This is a genomic window from Vibrio sp. Vb0667, from assembly GCF_033391095.1.
In genome coordinates, this window is sequence record NZ_JAWPOL010000184.1 from 1 (window position 1) to 1,386 (window position 1,386).

At 47.8% G+C, this 1,386-nt stretch carries 2 protein-coding genes; both read left to right on the plus strand.

What is annotated here, in order from left to right:
• A partial coding sequence (locus tag R8269_RS24465; RefSeq protein WP_318222808.1) for an MFS transporter occupies positions 1 to 685 on the plus strand: 685 nt, incomplete at its 5' end.
• Between the two features lie 135 nt (positions 686 to 820).
• On the plus strand, positions 821 to 1,386 hold a 566-nt coding region (locus R8269_RS24470), incomplete at its 3' end, for a pyruvate kinase (RefSeq protein ID WP_318222809.1).

Genomic DNA, 1,386 nt, shown 5'->3' on the forward strand with positions numbered 1-1,386 from the left:
CGATCCGCAAGCAACTCGTCGCGCTCAAATGTTCATCCTGAAGCAACCAACCGTTTGGCTAATTGCAGCAGCGTGTGCAGCGATGTACATCTCTCGCTACGCGATGTCTTCTTGGGCAGTGCTTTACCTACAAGAAGCAAAAGGTTACTCACTGATTGACGCTGGCTTCGCAATGTCTACATACCCTATCGCGGGTCTAGCAGGTGCAATCCTATCAGGCATCATCTCTGACAAGGTGTTCAACTCTAACCGCCATATCCCGACTCTACTTTACGGATTGGCGAACATCGGTGGCATGTGCTTGATGTTCTTCGGCCCAGATAACCGCATCGTTGACGCAGTAGCACTAGGTATGATCGGTTTCGCTATCGGTGGTCTGGTTGTGTTCCTTGCAGGTCTAACTGCTTGTGACTTGATGCCTAAGAACGCAGTCGGCGCAGTGAAAGGCTTCATCGGTCTGTTCTCTTACATCGCCGCTTCTGGTCAAGAGTTAGCGTCAGCTTCTCTAATCAAAATCACAGAGGTTGATGGCGTAACTAAATACGACTTCTCTCAAGCGCAATATTTCTGGCTGGCTGCTGGTGTGATTTCTCTACTTCTTGCTCTAACAGTTTGGAATGCGAAGAAAGTGGTTGATATCGACCCAGTTGAAGAAAAAGAGCTAGAAGCTCGCCCTAGTCACTAATCCTGACTAAAGCGGGAGGCAACTCCCGCTTACTCCCCCAATGTCTTAAGTTCTTTTGCAAAGAGTGCTTACGAGATTGATAGAAAATCCCCCCCTATTTCTATTTTCCTTTTTAAGTGTCGATTGAGGTGACAAATGTGTAAAACCAAAATTGTGGCTACGCTAGGCCCAGCAAGTGAAAGCCGCGAAACACTAACTAAGTTGATTCGAGCAGGCGCGAACGTAGTCAGACTCAACTTTTCTCACGGAACGGCGCAAGAACACATTGCCCGCGCGAATTTAGTTCGTGAAATTGCGGCCGAACTCGATACTTATGTTGGTGTGTTAGTCGATTTACAAGGCCCTAAGATTCGTATTTCTTGCTTCGAAAATGGCGCAGTTCTACTCAATCAAGGCGACGTATTCACGCTGAGCGGCACACTTGACGCACAATCTGGAACCCAAGAAATGGTTGGGCTTGATTACCCAGAGCTGATTCAAGACGTGAACGAAGGCGATATTCTGCTGCTAGATGATGGCCGCATTCAGCTAAAAGTAAGCCAAGTACACCGTGACGAGCAGTGGATTAAAACCACAGTATTGAACAGCGGTAAATTGTCTAACCGTAAAGGCATTAACTTGTTAGGTGGCGGTCTTTCCGCTCCGGCTCTTACCGCGAAAGACATTCAAGACATCGACACCGCAGCTAAACTTCGAGCCGA